Origin of the sequence: Enterococcus sp. 10F3_DIV0382, assembly GCF_002140245.1 — a bacterium.
GTDB classification, from domain to species: Bacteria; Bacillota; Bacilli; order Lactobacillales; family Enterococcaceae; genus Enterococcus_B; species Enterococcus_B lactis.
In genome coordinates this window covers 1,080,253-1,092,963 of the sequence record NZ_NGMF01000001.1, presented here as the reverse complement: position 1 = coordinate 1,092,963, position 12,711 = coordinate 1,080,253, and the positions used below count along the sequence as shown (strand labels likewise).

Here is a 12,711-nt window from a genome sequence, read left to right as displayed (position 1 = left end):
TACCCTTACATTTTTAGGAAATAAGGGAAAAAATATGCAAAAAAAGAGACTGAGACAAAAGTCTTGTCTCAGTCCTTTATTCTAAATAAACGGTGTTCTCCTGCCAACTCCTCGGTCACAAGCCACAATATTCATCAAACATGAGAACCTGTTTTTTTTAATTTGTTCCTTGTGACTCGGAGCTGAATGGCAGGCTCACGACCTCTGAAACACGGATAAACATCCGCTTCTCATTTTATGAGTGCTTAGATACTTTAATACGATTGATTGCTCGATGCAACGCAACAGTTGCCCGCTTCAATTCGTTCGTATCTTGTTTTGCTTTTGCTTCTTCGATCTGGCGTTCTGCACGTTGTTTTGCACGTTCCGCACGAGATACATCGATATCCCGTTCACGTTCCGCACTATCAGCAACGATTGAAACAACATTATCACGCACTTCCATGATTCCGCCATTCACAGCAATCCAATCGACATGGGTATCTGAATCTGTCCGTTTTACACGAACTTCATCAATCGTCAAAGGAACGATGATCGGTGCATGTTTAGGCAAAATCCCAAGCTCACCAGCTGTCGTACGTGCGACGACGATAGCTGCATGGTGATCATAGACCAAACCGGCAGGAGTTACCACATTTACTGTTAAATATTGATCCATGGGGCACCCCTTTCTAGTAGCCTAGTGTTTTCGCTTTTTCTACGACGTCTTCGATTCGGCCAACACTTCGGAAAGCTTCTTCAGGAAGATCATCGTATTTGCCTTCCAAGATTTCGCGGAATCCTTTCACTGTTTCTTCTACAGGAACATAAGAACCTGGAAGACCAGTAAATTGTTCAGCCACGTTAAAGTTTTGTGACAAGAAGAATTGGACTCTGCGGGCACGAGAAACTAACACTTTTTCCTGATCGGATAATTCATCCATACCTAAGATAGCAATAATATCTTGTAATTCACGATATCGTTGCAATACGTGTTGGACTTCTGTTGCTACTTTATAGTGTTCTTCTCCCACGATTTCAGGTGCTAAAGCACTTGAAGAAGAAGCCAATGGATCTACCGCTGGATAAATCCCTTGTTCTGTTAATTTACGTTCCAAGTTGGTTGTCGCATCCAAATGGGCGAATGCTGTTGCCGGCGCCGGGTCAGTGTAGTCATCGGCTGGCACATAGATGGCTTGGATCGATGTAATCGAACCTTTTTTCGTAGATGTGATACGTTCTTGCAATTGACCCATTTCTGTTGCCAATGTTGGTTGATAACCAACCGCAGAAGGCATCCGTCCTAACAAGGCTGATACTTCAGATCCAGCTTGAGTGAAACGGAAAATATTGTCGATAAACAACAGTACATCTTGGCCTTCTACATCACGGAAATATTCCGCAATCGTCAAACCAGTTAACGCAACACGCATACGTGCACCTGGTGGTTCGTTCATTTGACCGAACACCATGGCTGTCTTTTCGATAACTCCTGAATCTTTCATTTCATAATACAAGTCATTACCTTCACGAGTACGTTCACCAACACCGGTAAATACAGAAATACCACCGTGTTCTTGGGCGATATTATGGATTAGTTCCTGGATCAGTACGGTTTTACCAACACCGGCACCACCAAATAGTCCAACTTTCCCACCTTTTAAATATGGGGCAAGCAAGTCGATAACTTTGATCCCTGTTTCCAAAATTTCTGTACTTGTACTTAATTCGTCAAAGGCTGGTGCTTTTTTATGAATTTCGCTTCTTTCCGCATCTTCTGGGAAAGGTGTTTCTAAATCGATCGTATCTCCTAGTACGTTGAATACGCGACCTAATGTTTCTTTACCTACAGGAACAGAGATTGCTTTGCCTGTATCAATGACTTCCATTCCTCTTTGTAAACCATCTGTTGATTCCATTGCAATGGTTCGGATCACTCCGTCCCCTAATTCTAATGCTGCTTCAAGAACAACTTTTGATTTATTTTCGTCATTTTTATAAACAACTAATGCGTTGTTGATATCTGGTAAGGATTGGTCTAAAGAAAATTCCACGTCGACAACGGGACCGATTACTTGAACAATCTTGCCTGAACTCATCTTTTTTCCTCCAATCTCAATACTATTCTAGTGCCGAAGCTCCGGCAACAATTTCGGTAATTTCTTGGGTAATAGCCCCTTGTCTTGCACGGTTGTAAGAAACCGTCAGCTCATCAATGATATTAGCAGCATTATCAGTTGCTGTTTTCATTGCTGTCATACCAGCAGCATGTTCTGCTGTTTTGGCGTCAACGATCGCACCGTAGATCAAACTTTCAGCATACTGAGGCAATAACTGAGACAAGATTTCTTCTTTTGAAGGTTCAAAAATATATTCTTGTTCGAAAGTCGTTGCTTCTTCTGGATCTAAGTCTGAGATTGGCAGCATTTTTTCTACACGAAACTGACTAGTTAGCGAATTGATATGATGGTTATAACATACGTATAATTCATCGAATACTTCGTTTTGGTACATAGTTGTTGCCATATTTACGATTTTGCGGACTTCATCAAAGCTTGGCTGATCAGATAAATTGCGCAGCTCATATGCTAGGTTGATACCGCGTGCTTTAAAGAAGTCTGCACCAGTTCCGCCAATTGCGATCATCACGTAATCATCGGGTGATTGGTGGTCTTCTTCTAAAATAGACATCGTTTGTTTCAATATCGAACTGTTATATCCACCGACCAGACCGCCATCTGCAGTGATGACGATATAACCGGTTTTCTTCACAGGACGGCTGAGCAGCATGCTGTTGTAATTGATATCCCCTCTAGGATTTTCTGAGGCAATATCATTTAACTGAGTAGCAGTCAAATGCGTAACGATTTCCCTTACTTTTGTTGCATAAACCTGAAACTTCTGTGAAGAAGCTTCAGATTTTGTCAACTTAGAAGCAGACACCATCTGCATTGCCCGCGTGATTTGGCTCGTTTTTTTCGTTGAAGCGATACGTGTCTTGATTTCATTTAATGAAGCACCCATTCATCTCACCTCACTATGCATTTTGAATGGATTTCAATTTATCTTCTGTAGAGGAATTATTTCCTTTTGTAGCTAAGAACATGTCTTTATATTCCTGAATCGCACTGTTCAACGTTTCTTCTTCTGGAAGATCTTTTGTTGTACGGATTGTTTCAAAAATATCTGAATGATTGGTATCCAGATATTCGAATAATTCATGTTCGAAGTCTAAAATACTGTCTACAGGGATACTGTCCAAGAATCCATGCGTCAAGGCATACAAAATCACTACTTGTTTTTCAACAGCTAGCGGTGCATGCAGTTTTTGTTTCAAGATTTCTACTGTACGGCGTCCACGATTTAGTTTTGCTTGTGTTGCCGCATCCAAATCAGAACCGAATTGTGTAAATGCTTCTAATTCACGATAACTTGCTAAATCTAGACGTAAAGTCCCAGCAACTTTTTTCATTGCTTTGATTTGCGCAGAACCCCCTACACGAGAGACAGATAGTCCGGCATCAACCGCTGGACGAGTACCTGCGTAGAACAAGTCGCTTTCTAAGAAGATTTGTCCGTCAGTGATTGAAATAACGTTTGTTGGGATATAAGCAGAGATATCTCCAGCTTGCGTTTCAACAAATGGCAAAGCAGTCATTGAACCGCCGCCTAAATCATCACTTAATTTTGCTGCACGTTCTAATAAACGTGAGTGCAAGTAGAAAACATCCCCAGGATAAGCTTCACGACCTGGTGGACGGCGAAGTAGCAAGGAAAGTTCACGATAAGCAACAGCTTGTTTTGAAAGATCATCAAAAATGATCAATACATGTTTACCATTGTACATGAATTCTTCACCCATTGCAGTACCAGCATATGGTGCGATATAAAGCAATGGTGCTGGTTGAGACGCACCGGCATTCACAACGATTGTGTAATCCATTGCGCCATATTTTTTCAATGTTTCAACTTGTGTACGAACTGTAGAATCTTTTTGTCCGATTGCTACATAGATACAGATCATATCTTGGCCTTTTTGGTTGATGATCGTATCGATCGCAATAGAAGTTTTCCCTGTTTTACGGTCACCGATGACTAATTCACGTTGTCCGCGTCCGATTGGCACAAGGGCGTCGATCGCTTTTAGCCCTGTTTGCATTGGTTCGTTAACAGATTTACGTTGCATAACGCCTGGTGCCATCGCTTCTACTGGACGAGCTTTGTCAGTAACGATTTCACCTAGTCCGTCGATTGGTTGACCTAGCGGATTGACTACCCGACCAATCAAGGCCTCTCCAACTGGAACTTCCATGATCTTACCTGTTCGTTTTACTTTATCTCCTTCACGAATGGACTCGAAATCGCCAAGGATAATGATACCTACATCATTTGACTCTAAGTTTTGCGCCATTCCGTATGAGCCGTTTGAAAATTCAAGCAACTCACCACTCATCGCGTTTTCTAAACCATGTGCACGAGCGATCCCGTCACCTACATAAGTTACGGTACCGATTTCTTCGACTGAAAGCACGTTTTGATAATTTTCAATTTGTTCTTTAATCAAGGCACTAATTTCTTCTGCTTTGATGGCCATTCGATTCACCTACCTCTTTGTACTATCTATTTAATTGATTACGCATTTTTTCTAATTGCGTGCGAATGCTTCCGTCGATTACTCGATGGTTGGCTTCAACAATCGCGCCACCAATAATAGAAGAATCAACGATTTGTTTTAATTCAACTGATTGATAGTCCATTGTTTTTGCAACATTCTTTTCTAATTGTATTCGTTGTTCGTCTGAAAGTGGGACTGCTGTTGTGACACTTCCCAATAGTAACCCTTGATGTTCATCATATCGACGTTCATATTCTTCGATCATGAACAAAAGGTCATCCATTCGGTTATACTCATAAACAACTTCTAAAAAGTTTTTAACGATCCCATCATAACCGCTGACAAGCTTGTCCATGATTTCTCGTTTTTCATGAGGTTCTAGACGAACATCACTTAACATATTCCCTAATCCAGGTACTTGTTCATAGATTTGACGTAAACTTACGAGATCTTGATAGATTTCTTCTGCTTGATTTGAATCGATCGCCAGTTCAAATAAAGCTTTCCCGTAACGTCTTCCTACTGTATATTTATCTAGTTTCATTTGAAGAACCTAGACCTTCAATGTATTGATTGATTAATGATTCATGCATTTCTGGAGATAATTCTTTGTTCAAGATTTTTTCCGCGATTTGAAGAGAGAGTTCTGCAACGTCGTCTTTTACAGAGTTCAGCGCTGAATCACGTTCTACAGTGATATCAGCTTGGGCTTTGCTTTTTAGACGAGCTGCTTCTTCTTGAGCATCCTTCAAAATATTTTGGCGGCTTAATTCTCCACTTTCTTTCGCATTTTTGATGATATCAGCTGCATCAGAACGAGAGGCTAACAATTGTTGTTCGCGTTCTTGTTCCATTTTCGCTGAGTTGATGCGAGATTGTTCTGCAGAATCTAAATCATTGGCGATCTTGTCTTCACGTTTTTTCAAAATATCGCTGATTGGTCCCCAAGCAAAGTGCTTCAAGAGAGCCAGTAGTATCAAAAATGAGCCGCTGACAACGATGATATTACCTAACATCGCATTGCCAACTTCTGCAATTGCCAATTGATTCAGCATAGGCGAGCCTTCCTTTCTTTGGAGTATTTCTAGTTTCCATGTAAAAAAGCAGTAACAAACGATGTTGTTTCTGCCTTAATACTGATTCAATTAAACGGCAAAAACTAGAATCAAGGCGATAACTACCCCTAAGATAGGAACAGCTTCAACTAGAGCTACCCCGATAAACATTGTTGTACGGAATTGACCAGACATTTCAGGTTGGCGAGCCATTGATTCGATTGTTTTAGAGATAACTTGACCGTTACCATAACCGGCTCCGATTGCTGCTCCCATGATTGCGATTGCTGCTGCGATATAATTCATAATTGTTTTCCTCCTAAAATAGATAAATAGTAGTTTGTTTTTTAACCGAGTATTATTCTTCTACTTCAATCTTATGGCTCATATAAACCATTGACAAAGTAACAAAGACAAATGCTTGGATGCTCCCAATAAACAAGGAGAACGCGATCCAGACCATCTCTAATGGAATTGCTAATGGTAATGAGAACCAGCCTAAGCTTGTCATCATTTTTGCAATCAAGGTTAGCAAAACTTCCCCCGCATAAATATTCCCATAAAGACGTAAAGCAAGTGTTAATAAGTTTGTAAATTCTTCAATCAGTTTCATCGGAAACATAAAACTATAGGGTTTCAAGAACGAATTTACGAAATATCCTTTGAAGCCTAACTTTTTCACCCCGAATAAGTGAGTAAGTAAGATCATTATAAATGCCAAAGTTAAAGTAACAAACGGGTCTGCTGTCGGGCTTTTCCAAAGTGTTGTTTCGTTAGGTAAGACGATTTTTGTTACTAAACCGATGTTGTTTGCAACAAAAACAAATAAAAACAATGTAAATGCCAACAAATGGAAATTGCTCAATTCTTTTCTAGGCAGATTATCTGTTACGATTCCTCGACTAAAATCAATGACCCATTCTATCGCATTTTGTTTGCCTGTTGGTTTCAACTTAAGATTTCTTGTAAAAAAGTAAGCTAAGAAGAAAACAATCAAACAGGTCAGTAACACCATTATACAAACTGTACCATCAAACCAAATTGGTCCAATGTGGAACGTTAGCGAGCGTTCATCCAATCCATTTCACCTCTTTTCCCCGAAATTCACATAAAATCAATTCATGTGCGTATCTGGTTTTTTCCAATCGGTTTCTAACCACACGGTATCATACCACCATGAAACAGAAAATTCAAAACATTTTCATGAAAATTAGACACTTTTTTATTTCAGTCAAAAACGAAGCGAATTTTTCCCCATGCACGGTGCTCCTGATCTAAGAAAAAACCTGTGATAATCATGTTTTATCAGATTAAATGCTAACAAATTTTATCATTAAGTAAAAGCAAAAGCACCGAATATGCGAAAAAGGATAATGAAATTATCTAGAGAAATTTTTTAATGTTCGATCAATTTGTCGATCGATATCTTTTCGTTTCAACTCTTCCCGTTTATCATACGATTTTTTCCCTTTTGCCAGACCAATCAATACCTTGGCATAGCCGTTACGAATATAGACTTTTAAAGGAACAACAGTGATTCCCGTGTTTTTCAATTCGTTTTCAAGACGAACGATTTGTTTCTTGTGCAATAATAGTTTTCTCGTGCGCAACGGATCATGATTAAAAATATTTCCTTGTTCATAAGGACTGATATGAACATTATGCAAGAAAGCTTCCCCGTTGCGGACACGAATAAATCCATCTTTCAGATTGATCCGGCTGTTTCGTATCGACTTGATCTCCGTTCCTTGCAAGACCATCCCTGCTTCCATCGTGTCGATGATCGAATAATCATGGCGAGCTTTCTTGTTTTGTGCAATTAATTTTCCCTCGCCTTTTGGCATAGCTGTTTCCTCCAACTCATTTTATTTTTTCTTTTTCTTCTTTTTGACACCTTTGTAAAATGGCTTTTTCCCTTTTTTCTTACCGAACGTTTGCTTACTATCACTATATCGTTTGTTCTTCTTGCCATTTTTTTCTGAGCGTTTGCCTGCTTGTTTTCCTTCTCGTTTTCCAGATTTTCCATTGCGTGATTTTGGACGTTCCAACGCAGTGACCTCTTCTGCGGAAACGAGTTCAAAATCCACTGCTCGTTCATCTGGATCAGCTTTGACTACTTTTACGCGCACTTTTTGTCCGATTTTAAAAGTCATACCGGTTCTTTCACCTACAAGTGCTAAATGATTTTCAATAAAATGGAAGTAGTCTTGTTTCAATTCATTGATATGGATCAATCCTTCTACTGTATTCGGCAGTTCGATAAACAGTCCGAATTTCACAACAGAGCTGATGATCCCGTCGAATTCTTCTCCCACTTTGTCCATCATGAATTCTGCTTTCTTCATCGCATCTACTTCACGTTCTGTTTCTACTGCGCGACGCTCCATCTTAGAACTATGATCTGCGATTTCAGGAAGTTCCTCAGCCCATAAACTTTGAATGCTTTCACTTTTATCTTGGCTATAGGAACGGATCAGCCGATGGACGATCAGATCGGGATATCGCCGAATAGGAGATGTAAAATGTGTGTAGTAATCTGCTGCTAAGCCATAATGTCCAAAATTATCTTCTGAATAGCGTGCTTGTTGCATACTTCTTAGCAACATAGTATTGATAACTGCTGCTTCTGGTTTATCTTCTACTCCTTCGATCACATGCTGTAAATCTTTTGGTGTAATCGTTCCTTTCGTTCCTCGTACCAGAATGCCCAAAGCTGAAGCAAAATCAAAGAAGCGCTGCATTTTTTCTTCTTTTGGCTGTTCATGGATTCGATAAATAAACGGAAGATTTAATTTATTATAATGTTCAGCTACCGTTTCGTTGGCGGCAAGCATAAAGGATTCGATCAAGCGTTCACCTATCCCTCTGCTTCTTAGCTGGATGTCATTTGGATGTCCTTCAGCATCAACAAGGATCTTCGCTTCACGATCCTCAAAAGAAATCGCTCCACGTTTAATTCGCATCGTTTCGAGGATTCGATGCAATTCACCCATTTCTTGGAACATAGGCACGAGCTGAGCATAGCGTTGCATCGTTTCTTCATCTTGATCTTCTAAGATTTGATTGACAGCTGTGTAGGTCATCCGTTCTGTTGTTTGGATCACACTTGGAAAAATCTCATGTGAGACAACTTGTCCATTTGGATCGATCTCCATTTCACAACTCATGGTGAGTCGTGGAACATGGGGATTCAATGAACAGATACCATTGGATAAACGTTGTGGGATCATCGGAATCACTCGATCGGTCAAATAGACACTTGTTCCTCTTTCGTATGCTTCTCTGTCCAGTTGACTGCCTTGCGTCACATAGTAAGATACATCTGCAATGTGTACTCCAAGAAAATAATTACCATTTTCTAATTTTTTTACCGTTACTGCATCATCTAGATCTTTTGCATCTTCTCCATCAATTGTAACAATGAGCTGATTTCTTAAATCTCTGCGTCCAACAATATCCGTTTCGCTGATCTGGTCTGGAACTTCATCTGCCTCAGACAACACATCATCAGGAAATTTTGTAGGAATACCGTTAGCCACGACAATCGAGAGGATATCCATGCCAGGGTCATTCTTATGACCAATCACTTGCTTGATTATCCCTTCTAAACTAGTCGCATACCCTTTTTCAGGGTAATGGGTCAGTTCGATCAGTACAATACTTCCGTCAACTGGACGAACTCCCTCTGCCGCTGCATACACTTTGAATTGGTTAAGCTTTCTATCTTTCGGGATGACCACACCATAAAGATCCGTTTCCTGTATCTCTTCGTCTGAATAAGCAACAAATTCTCCGGCTAACTGAGTAGTCGCTCGGTCTCGAATCTCCACTACTTTTCCCTCTGCTCCGCGATCCATATCTGTATTTGCTCGCTTCATGATATCAATTGCTACGGTATCCCCATCCATTGCAAAGCCAGTCGCTTCTTTCGGGATATAGATATCATCTTCTTCGGGATCAATTGTTACAAATCCAAATCCTCGTTCATTTGCCCGAAATGTCCCTTCGACCAAGATTGGTTTTAAAGGAAGTTTCACTTTTCCTTTTTTATTGAAAACGATACTCTGTTCTCTTTCCATTTGAGCAATCGTTTGTACTAGTAATTTAAAATCATCGCTTTTTTGAAAGCCTAGACCTTCAGCGATTTCTTCCATAGAAAAACTACGTTTGCGACTGCTTTCCATGAAAAAGAGAATTTTCTCTTTTAGTGTTTCTTTTGTCATATTTATTCCTCATTCCAAGGTAATTTTTCTAAAAATTCCAACACGTCTTTTTCTAATTCGCGTCTTGCTGTGCCAACTGTAATCACATGACCGCTTTCAGGATACCATTGAAGTGTCACCCGTTGGCGGCTCAATTTGCGTGCCGTTTCAAATACACCATTTGGGTCGATCATTTCATCTTTCCCAGCTTGAGCTAAAAATATCGGCTGTTGGATATCTGATAGTCTACTTTCTGCGATTGCTGCTTGGTCTTGTATATCCATTAATTGATGTTCAGCTAACGAGCGATAAGACACTGCTTTTTCATTGATTTCTTTTTCAGATTTGCCTGCTATCTTCAGCACTTGACGTACATATTTTTCAAAATTTTCAGGCACGTTTGTTTTTACAGGAGACAGGGGCGAACAGAAAAAACCGCCGCCAATTACTGATTCTTCTTCTAGTGCCCGTACAGCAAAGATGCCACCCATCGATAGTCCCAATACGGCAATATCAGAAAACTGTTCAGACTGTAAAAAATGGATGGCTTTTTTAGTATCTGCCCACCAGATTTCTGCTTTTTCTTGCAAGATATCATATGGCTCCATCGTTCCATGTCCTTTAAATAGCGGCGCATAGACTGTATAATCTGCTTTTTCTAAAAACCGTGCGAGCATCCGGACATCATTTGGACTTCCTGAGTACGCATGAAGCAGCAAAACTGCTCGTTTTCCATGTTTTGCATAAAGGGGTTTTGGTAATTGTTTCACTCGTTTCACCTCTTTCGCCTCATTTTACCATAGTTTCTTTCATAACTTCTTCTTAAGCGTTCTCTTTGCAATAAAAAAAGCCGCCCGCCGTTGTGCGAGAGGCTTATTCGACTACTTCGAAGATAAAAATGCTAGGACAAATAATAAGATCATCCAGACAGCTCCCATGACTGCAGTTGATCGCTGCATGACAGCTTCAAAGCCGCGAGCTTTTTGTTTGCCGAATAGTTGATCCGCACCGCCGGTAAATGCACTCGCTGCACTATTTTGCTTGCTTGGCTGCATCATAATCGCAATGACCATAACAATTGATAAAACGATCACGATTCCCAAAATTAAATTATACATATAGCAGCCTCCTTCCCAAAAGATATCGTCTCTTTAACTTTATCATAGATAAAACTCCGTGACAACTCTATATAAATGGAAAAACAGCTGAAAGTGCAAAACTTTCAGCTGTTATTATTATGATTGGCGTAAGACGTCATGATATTCTGGTTTCTTCTCAAACTCTTTTTTTGCGTAAGGGCATAAAGGGATGATCTTTTTCCCTTCACGTCTTGCTAGTTCTACTCCAGTATACACTAGCTTTTCAGCTAATTTTTGACCACGATATGCTGGATCGACAAATGTATGGTCAATGATCATGATGTCTGGCCCCGCATCCGACCATGTCATTTCTCCGATTTCTTGTTGCTCATCATTGAATAAAGCAAGACGATTTTTTTCCTCTTTGATTTCCATATGCCGCACTCCTCAAATAACTGATATTTTTTTATTCCTACCTTATTTTAACAGTCTCCTGGTCTATAAACAATTATTTATCCTCGGATTGCTTACAAAAAGGAAGAGGAAATCAATCCATCGTTATTCTTTGTTCAATAAATGAAAAAATCACTGTCCAATAGGTCTTCGGATCTTTCATCGATGCTTCCAAATGTTCTGCTTCTGGAACAAGCAGTAATGCTTTATCCCCTGCCGTAGCGTTTTGAATCGTGTATGCTGCTTCTGTAGGAACAAAATGATCTCTTTCACCATGGATGACTAACAAAGGCAAATGGTTACTACCAAGCTGCCTTGTAGCTGATGCTTGCTTTAAAGAATAACCTGCGTATTTCTGAGCATAGTGATTCGCATATCTCATGATCATTTTTTTAGGAAAGACCGTGATTTTACTTAACATGTACCGAAATTCCGCATAAACAGAAACATATCCGCTGTCTAAGATAAATCCTTTGACTGCAGATGGAAGCTTTTCACCACTTGCCATCATAATTGTAGAAGCGCCCATTGAACCCCCGTGCAAAATAATGGATGCATCTGGTTGTTCATCTAAGATGAGTTGGATCCATGCAATTAAATCTAGCCGGTCTAGCCATCCCATTCCGATGATTTCTCCTTCACTTTCTCCATGCGCACGTAAATCGGGTATAAGAACGTTGAATCCTTTCTCTGCATATCTTTTACCTATATGAGACATATCTCTTTTCCCTGTACTTCGATAATCATGTACACAAATGACCCATTTATTCTGCTGAGTTGGTTGGATGAACATCTGTCCAGCTAGTTTCAACCCGTCATAACTTTTGATCGTTTTCGGTATTCCTTGTTCCCAGAAGCTTTCACACTCTTCTTCTAATTTTTGTCGCTTTTTTTCTACTGACGTGACTGCAGCAGGATCCATCAAGCGGTGCCCAGTGTCTTCATACCAGTCATAGCCTCTCTGTACTCCCGCTCTTACTAATTTCTTTGCATAAAAATAAGAAAGAAAATGGTAACTGATTCCTATAATTATCAGAATAAGAATGAAATAAAAAATAACCATCGTACACCCGCCGCTTTCTGCCAAACTATAATCTATTTATTATACAATATACCGATCAATAGGATTCTTTTTCTTCGGCACACGTAAATTCCATTTCCTTTTCATTGTATCATTTACTTAAAGTTCTTCTCAATAGATTTACTTGTAAGAGAGCATTTACATTCACAATAAAAGCCAGTATACTAATTTCGTGCATTATAAACAAGACGCTCGTCTTGGACTGGTTCGGAAACTTCCCAGAATAAAAAACTAAGTATCTCTAAAG

General features: G+C 39.8%; 14 protein-coding genes and 1 riboswitch. All 14 genes read right to left on the bottom strand.

Annotated elements, in window-relative coordinates:
- Window positions 1-235: 235 nt before the first annotated feature.
- The 14 genes from A5849_RS05475 to A5849_RS05410 all read right to left on the bottom strand — a co-directional run bounded on the left by A5849_RS05475 (window position 236) and on the right by A5849_RS05410 (window position 12,446).
- Window positions 236-658, bottom strand: a complete 423-nt coding sequence (locus A5849_RS05475) for a F0F1 ATP synthase subunit epsilon (protein WP_002289005.1) — start codon at window positions 656-658, stop codon at window positions 236-238.
- A 13-nt stretch (window positions 659-671) separates the two neighbouring features.
- Complete coding sequence (atpD, locus tag A5849_RS05470; RefSeq protein WP_002289006.1) at window positions 672-2,078, bottom strand: F0F1 ATP synthase subunit beta; 1,407 nt, start codon at window positions 2,076-2,078, stop codon at window positions 672-674.
- A 22-nt stretch (window positions 2,079-2,100) separates the two neighbouring features.
- Window positions 2,101-3,003 (bottom strand): F0F1 ATP synthase subunit gamma, encoded by a 903-nt coding sequence (locus A5849_RS05465; protein ID WP_002292792.1) that lies wholly within the window; start codon window positions 3,001-3,003, stop codon window positions 2,101-2,103.
- A gap of 13 nt (window positions 3,004-3,016) precedes the next feature.
- Window positions 3,017-4,573 (bottom strand): F0F1 ATP synthase subunit alpha, encoded by a 1,557-nt coding sequence (atpA, locus tag A5849_RS05460; protein WP_002292793.1) that lies wholly within the window; start codon window positions 4,571-4,573, stop codon window positions 3,017-3,019.
- 22 nt (window positions 4,574-4,595) lie between these two features.
- A complete protein-coding gene (locus tag A5849_RS05455; protein WP_002292794.1) occupies window positions 4,596-5,138 on the bottom strand; it encodes a F0F1 ATP synthase subunit delta in 543 nt (180 codons plus the stop codon).
- Window positions 5,125-5,649, bottom strand: coding sequence for a F0F1 ATP synthase subunit B (atpF, locus tag A5849_RS05450; RefSeq protein ID WP_002292796.1), 525 nt, complete (start codon window positions 5,647-5,649; stop codon window positions 5,125-5,127). The genes A5849_RS05455 and atpF overlap by 14 nt, the downstream gene beginning before the upstream one ends.
- A gap of 90 nt (window positions 5,650-5,739) precedes the next feature.
- Entirely contained in the window at window positions 5,740-5,955 is a 216-nt protein-coding gene (gene atpE, locus A5849_RS05445; RefSeq protein WP_002292797.1) for an ATP synthase F0 subunit C, read from the bottom strand.
- 52 nt (window positions 5,956-6,007) lie between these two features.
- Entirely contained in the window at window positions 6,008-6,727 is a 720-nt protein-coding gene (gene atpB / locus A5849_RS05440) for a F0F1 ATP synthase subunit A (RefSeq protein ID WP_002300474.1), read from the bottom strand.
- A gap of 301 nt (window positions 6,728-7,028) precedes the next feature.
- A complete protein-coding gene (gene smpB / locus A5849_RS05435) occupies window positions 7,029-7,493 on the bottom strand; it encodes an SsrA-binding protein SmpB (RefSeq protein ID WP_002345266.1) in 465 nt (154 codons plus the stop codon).
- Window positions 7,494-7,514: 21 nt separating this feature from the next.
- Window positions 7,515-9,872 carry a ribonuclease R gene (rnr, locus tag A5849_RS05430; protein ID WP_002347796.1) on the bottom strand — a complete coding sequence of 786 codons (2,358 nt, stop codon included), beginning with the start codon at window positions 9,870-9,872 and terminating at the stop codon, window positions 7,515-7,517.
- Between the two features lie 2 nt (window positions 9,873-9,874).
- Entirely contained in the window at window positions 9,875-10,630 is a 756-nt protein-coding gene (locus A5849_RS05425) for a carboxylesterase (protein ID WP_002308573.1), read from the bottom strand.
- Between the two features lie 102 nt (window positions 10,631-10,732).
- Window positions 10,733-10,969, bottom strand: coding sequence for a preprotein translocase subunit SecG (gene secG, locus A5849_RS05420; protein WP_002292802.1), 237 nt, complete (start codon window positions 10,967-10,969; stop codon window positions 10,733-10,735).
- Window positions 10,970-11,086: 117 nt separating this feature from the next.
- Entirely contained in the window at window positions 11,087-11,365 is a 279-nt protein-coding gene (locus A5849_RS05415) for a GNAT family N-acetyltransferase (protein WP_002300467.1), read from the bottom strand.
- Between the two features lie 112 nt (window positions 11,366-11,477).
- Window positions 11,478-12,446, bottom strand: a complete 969-nt coding sequence (locus A5849_RS05410; protein WP_002292805.1) for an alpha/beta hydrolase — start codon at window positions 12,444-12,446, stop codon at window positions 11,478-11,480.
- 214 nt (window positions 12,447-12,660) lie between these two features.
- Window positions 12,661-12,705: riboswitch (PreQ1 riboswitch) on the top strand.
- Window positions 12,706-12,711: the final 6 nt, after the last annotated feature.